The 5555-nt window shown below is 70.7% G+C and carries 4 protein-coding genes; all 4 read right to left on the minus strand.

Annotated features, from left to right (window positions below; translation table 11 throughout):
• Positions 1 to 185: alpha-amylase family glycosyl hydrolase (locus tag AB0M20_RS24540; protein ID WP_364301868.1), on the minus strand; the 185-nt coding region annotated here is incomplete at its 3' end.
• An 8-nt stretch (positions 186 to 193) separates the two neighbouring features.
• Positions 194 to 3061 carry a CBM35 domain-containing protein gene (locus tag AB0M20_RS24545; RefSeq protein WP_364301870.1) on the minus strand — a complete coding sequence of 956 codons (2868 nt, stop codon included), beginning with the start codon at positions 3059 to 3061 and terminating at the stop codon, positions 194 to 196.
• Entirely contained in the window at positions 3058 to 4404 is a 1347-nt protein-coding gene (locus AB0M20_RS24550) for an extracellular solute-binding protein (RefSeq protein WP_364301872.1), read from the minus strand. The genes AB0M20_RS24545 and AB0M20_RS24550 overlap by 4 nt, the downstream gene beginning before the upstream one ends.
• Positions 4405 to 4470: 66 nt before the next feature.
• Positions 4471 to 5457 carry a LacI family DNA-binding transcriptional regulator gene (locus tag AB0M20_RS24555; RefSeq protein WP_364301874.1) on the minus strand — a complete coding sequence of 329 codons (987 nt, stop codon included), beginning with the start codon at positions 5455 to 5457 and terminating at the stop codon, positions 4471 to 4473.
• Positions 5458 to 5555: the final 98 nt, after the last annotated feature.

Consider the following 5555-nt stretch of genomic DNA (forward strand, 5'->3'; position numbering starts at 1 on the left):
GACGGGTAGAACGGGCTGAACCAGATGGCGTCCACACCCAGGTCGCGCAGGTGTCCGAGGCGGGCACGGATGCCCGCGAGGTCACCGATGCCGTCGCCGTCCGCGTCCGCGAACGACCGCGGATAGACCTGGTAGATGGCCGCCGACCGCCACCACTGTTCTCCTGCCACCCGTTCTCCGGCCACCCGTTCTCCTACCATCCGCTGTTGTCCGGGCCGCGGCTGACCTGGAATCCGGAGTTGTTGACCAGGCCGGGTCCGCCGTTGCCGGTCACCGTCACGTAGCTGAAGGTGCCGCTGCCCGGAGCGTTGAACTCCAGGCCGGCGGTTCCGGTGCCGTTGAAGGCCACCCGGTCGAAGGTGAGGGTGCCCACCGAGACCTGCCAGCTCGCCAGGAAGCCCTGGTAAGAGCTGTCGTTGACCTGCAGGTCGCGGAACACGATCGGTGCGGTGATCGGGTTGGCCGGCGCGTAGACCCAGAGGGCGCCGATCGCGCTGCCCCAGTCGAGGCTGTACGAGCCGGTGCGGGTCAGCGTGTTGCGCTGCACGATCGTGGTGCCGCCGAACGGGAACGGGTCGTGCCAGCTCGAGATCGTGATCCCGGATCCCTGGAAGACGATGTCCGTGATCAGGTTGTCCTCGATCCGGTTGTCCACGCCGCCGTAGATCGCGGCGCCGTTCGCTAGGATCGGCAAACTCAGCGTGTTGTACGCGAGAACCGAGTCGCGCACCGTCCCGGCGCCGGTCCAGGACCACAGGGCCAGCCCGTCGTCTCCGGTGTTGCGGGTGGTGCTCTGCTCCACGCGTACGTTGCCGGTGTTGCCGTTGATGTTGGCGCCGTCCGCCATGGTGTTGCGGATCCGCAGGCCGACCGCGTAGAGCCCGGAGGCCGCCTTCACCCAGAGGCCGACCTTGGCGTGGTTGGTGGCCACGTTGCGGATCAGCGATCCGGTGCCGAACTCGCCCTCGAGCGCCGCGTCGGAGTTGGCGCAGCAGTCCGGGTCGCGGGTGGTCACGTCGCCGTCGATGGTGAAGTCGCCGATCTGCGTGTTGCCGCCGGTGACGTAGATGCCGCCGCGCCGGTTCTGCCCGGCCAGGACGGTGTGCCAGATCCCCGCGCCGCGCACGTCGATGCCGGCCACGTTGACCAGGCCGCTGAGCACGAACCGGCCGGCCGGGATCCACAGCCCCTTGCTGCTGCTCGACTGCGCCGCGGAGACGGCGGCGCGGAAGGCGGTGAGGTCGTCGCCGGCGTCGTTGGCGACCGCGCCGTGCGAGGTGACGCTGACATAGCCCGCCGGCGCCGGCTGCGCGGCCTCGGCCACCTCCGCGTCGAGCAGATCCACCGTGACGTACGGCGTCGCGGACGACTCCTTGACCAGTCGGATCTTTGTACCGGCCGGATAGGTCTGGGGGAGCAGGACCCGCGCGTCGTCGAAGAACCGGTGCGGCCGCTCGCCGCCGGGCTCGCCCTGGAACGGGTACGGGCCGTACATCCAGCTGTACTTCGAGGTGAGCTGTAGGTCGGCGACCTTGCTGCCGCCGGCGAGAACGGCGAGAGGGCTGGTGCTGTTGTCCGGGATGCCCGCCCGGACGGTGATCGCGTTGGCCGGCCCGGTGAGCGTGACCTCCACGTACTGGCCGGTGCCGGTGAGCTTGACCGCCCGCCGCCCGGACGCCTCGGCCTGCTCGGTCATGTACTCCCGGCTTGCCGGGAGCACGCCGCCGGTGGTTGCGCCCGCCTCGGCCTCATAGGTCGTGTAGGGCAGGGTCGCACCGCGCTCGGCGAGCGGAACGCTGCCCGCGACGGCGAGGTTGTCGAGTTGCACGCCGCCGTCGGGCTGCAGGCCGACGATGTTGACCCCGGCGCGCAGCGGCAGATCGCGTTGCGCGGTCTGCCAGCCGTCGCCCGCCGGCAGGGGCAGCTGTCCCTGCGGAAGGCCGTTGGCCTGGACGGCTACCTGACGGGCCGAGCCGGTGGCGTTGCGGAAGCGCACGGAGACGGTGACGGCGCCGGCCGCCGGGAGGTTCACGGTGCGGATGACGCGCGCCCCGGCGCTCGCGACGTTCACAAAGCCGGCGCCGGTGTACCCCGCAACGTTCGTGGCGACGGTTGCTCCCCCGTCGAGGAAGCCGGACTCCAGCTCCAGCCCGGTGCCAGGAGTCGGCGGCGGATCGGTCGAGACGGGGCCGACGGCGATGCTGTCGAGGTTGATGTTGCCGCTGTCGGCGCTGCCGTATCGGATCGCCAGGGTGTTGGCGCCCTTCGCCAGAGTGGCCGTGGCCGCCGCGGCGCCCCAGGTGTCCCAGTTCGCGGTGGCGGGCAGGCTGATCTGCCGGGTGGCGCCGTTGACCACGAACGACATGGTCCGTGTGGAGCCGGTGCCGTTCGCGTAGCGGATGGTGACGGCGCTGTTCCCGGCGGCGGCCGCGGTGACCGCGAAGCTCGCGGTGGCGTTGCCCTTGTTCGGGTCGGTGAAGCCGCCGGCGTATCCCGCACCCGTGAAACCGGGGTGCTCGGTCTCGGCGACCGCGCCGCCGGACAGCGCGGAGCTCTCCGCCTCGAGCACGCCGTCGGCGGGCGCGGCGGCCGGCGTCACCGCGATGCCGTCCAGGTTGAGGTTGCCGTTGTCGCTCGCGCCGAAGCGCACGGCGACGGTGTTCGCGCCGCGGTTGAGCGTGACCGGCTGGGTGGTGGTCCCCCAGCCCGCCCAGCCGGCGGTGGCCGGGAAGCTGACCTGCCGAGTGACGCCGTTGACGATCAGCGACATCGTCCGTGGCGAGCCGGTGCCGTTGGCGTATCTCAGCGCGAGCGTGTTCGAACCGGCCGCCGCCGAGGTCACCGCGAAGCTCACGGTCGCGGCGCCGCGGTTGGCGTCCACGAAACCGCCCACGTAGCCGGAGCCGGTGAAGCCGGCGTGTTCCGTCTCGACCCGGGTGCCGCCGCTCAGCTGCGCCGACTCCGCCTCGTAACCGGTGGTCGCGGCGTCCGCGGCGACGGCGTAGAGACCGCCGGCCATGAGCAGTGCGGCCACCCCGCCGGCCCACAGCCCGCGCCTCATTTCGCCGCCCCCAGCACGGCGTTGACCTGGGTCTCCGCCTCGGCCAGCAGCGCGTCGACGTCCGCGTCGCGATCGGTCAGCACCTTTTGCATGGGCACGTCGAGCACGGCGTAGACCTGCTGGGCCAGCGGCGGTTCGAGCTTCAGCGGGATCTGGCCGACGGCCGCCTCGAACGGCGCGAAGTTGCCGGTCGGGACGTTGCCGAACTCTTTGCGCGCGGCGGCGAGCTGCTTGTCCGGCTCGGACCCGGGCACCCAGACGTTGGGCTGCGGGAGGCCGACCGGCTCCTTGTTGGTGCTCGCGCGCCGGGTGGTCTCGGTGATCCGGGCCGGGTCGAGGTTCTTCCAGGTCAGCCACGTGAGGCCGGCCTTGATCTTCGCGGGGCTGAGGCCGGCCTTGAACATGTAGCCGTCGCCGCCGCCGAGGGTGGCCTTGCCGTCCGGCATCGGGCCCAGCCCGAACTTCTCGAACGATCCCTTGTACTGGTTGACGATGTTGACGATGTCGCTGCCGGTGCCCAGGTACATGCCGAGCTTGCCGCCGCCCATCATGCGCAGCAGGTCGGCGTACTCGAGCAGTTGCTTCTCGCCCATCGTGCGGTCGGTCCAGCGCATGTCCTTGAGCTGCTGCAGCACCTGCTTGCCGGTGGCGTTGTTGAAGGACGCCTTCCACGCCTCGCCGTCCTGCGTGGCGACGTCGCCGCCGAGCGAGTACGTCTCCGCCGTGAAGTGCCAGCCGCCGGTGTTGGACTTGCTGTAGTCGCCGTAGCCGACGACCCCGCCGCCGATCGCGGTCAGCTTCTGCGCCGCCGTGCGCACCTCGGCCCAGGTCTTCGGCGGGTTGTCCGGGTCGAGCCCGGCCTTGGTGAAGAGGTCGCGGTTGTAGACCAGGCCCATCGAGTAGTTCTGCGACGGCAGGCCGTACACCTTGCCCGCGTCGTCGGAGAAGATCCGCATGAGCTCGGGCTTGACCTGCTTGATCGCCGGGAAGTCGGCGAGCTGCTTGCTGACGTCGGCGACCTGCCGCTTGCGGATCAGGCCCTGCGGGTCGGTGAAGTAGACGTAAAAGACGTCCTCGATCTGGCCGCCGGCGAGCTTCGCGGCGAAGGTCTGCGGGTCCATCATGCCCTCGCGGGCGTCGATCTTGATGTCCGGGTACTTGTCCTGGAAGGCCGCGACGTCCTTCTGGAAGTTCGCGCGGTTGACCGGGTCGGTGTCCGGCGGCAGACCGTTGACCACGAGGGTCACCGGGCCGGCGGAGTCGGTGGCTTCGTTGTCCGTGCCGGAACACGCGCCGGTCAGCAGCAGCGTGGCGGCGGAGATCAGGAGCAGGCGTCGGTTCATCGGGGATCCTCCATCGGGGTAGGCCGATGTTAGGACCGATGTTTGCAAAAAACTAGTGTTGCAAGCTCATTTCGTTTGCATCGCTGCGCAAGGAGCGGTGGTTGCCCGGACGATGAGCTCCGGGTCGAAGGTGATCTCGTCGCTCACCAAGAGGCGGCCGTCGAGCTGCGCGAGCAGCGAGGACACCGCCGCCGCCGCCATCTCCCGCACCGGCTGGCGCATCGTGGTCAGCGGCGGGTCGGTCACGCCCATGAAGGCCGAGTCGTCGAAGCCCACGACCGACACGTCGCCGGGCACCGACAGGCCCTTGCGCCGGACGGCCCGGATCGCGCCCAGCGCCAGCGCGTCGCTGGCGCAGACCAGGCCGGTCACCCCGCGGTCGAGCAGCCGCAGGGCCGCCGCCCGGCCACCCTCCATGCTGAACACGGTGTGCTCGACCAGGTCCTGCGAGCGCTTGAACCCGACCAGCTTGCGCATCGACGGGACGTGCCCCCACGGACCGAGGATCAGGCCGATCCGCTCGTGGCCCAGCCCGGTCAGGTGGCCGACCGCCTGCTCGACCGCCGCCCGTTCGTCGATGCCGACCTGCGGCACGCCCAGGTTCTCGTCGGCCGCGTTGATCAGCACCATCGGCAGCCGGCGCTCGGTGAGCTGCCGGGCCTGCTCGTCGCCGGCGTCGGCGAAGCTGCTGCCCACGAAGATGATCCCGCCGACCTGACTGGCCAGCAGCATCTGGATGTAGTGCGCCTCGGACACCCCGTCGGAGGTGCGCGTGCACAGCACCGGCACCAGGCCGCGCTGGGCCAGGGACACCCCGATGACATCGGCGAAAGCCGGGAAGACCGGGTTGGACAGGTCGGGCAGGACCAGGCCGATCAGCCGGGCGCGCTCGCCGCGCACCGGCCGCGGGCGGGGGAAGCCGAAGACGTCCAGCGCGGTGAGCACGGCGTCGCGGGTGGCCCGGGCGACGCCGGGCTTGTCGTGCAGCACCCGGCTCACGGTCGCCTCGGACACCCCCGCGTACGCGGCCACGGCCGCCAGCCTGCTCGTCACGGGAACGAGATTACGCGTCACACGACGCGATGCAAATTCTTGCAGGATTGTGCAAACGGCGCCCGGTCACTGCGCCAGGCGGGCCCGGCGGGTCTCGA

It is taken from the genome of Actinoplanes sp. NPDC051633, from assembly GCF_040681735.1.
In the GTDB taxonomy this organism is placed as follows: domain Bacteria; phylum Actinomycetota; class Actinomycetes; order Mycobacteriales; family Micromonosporaceae; genus Actinoplanes.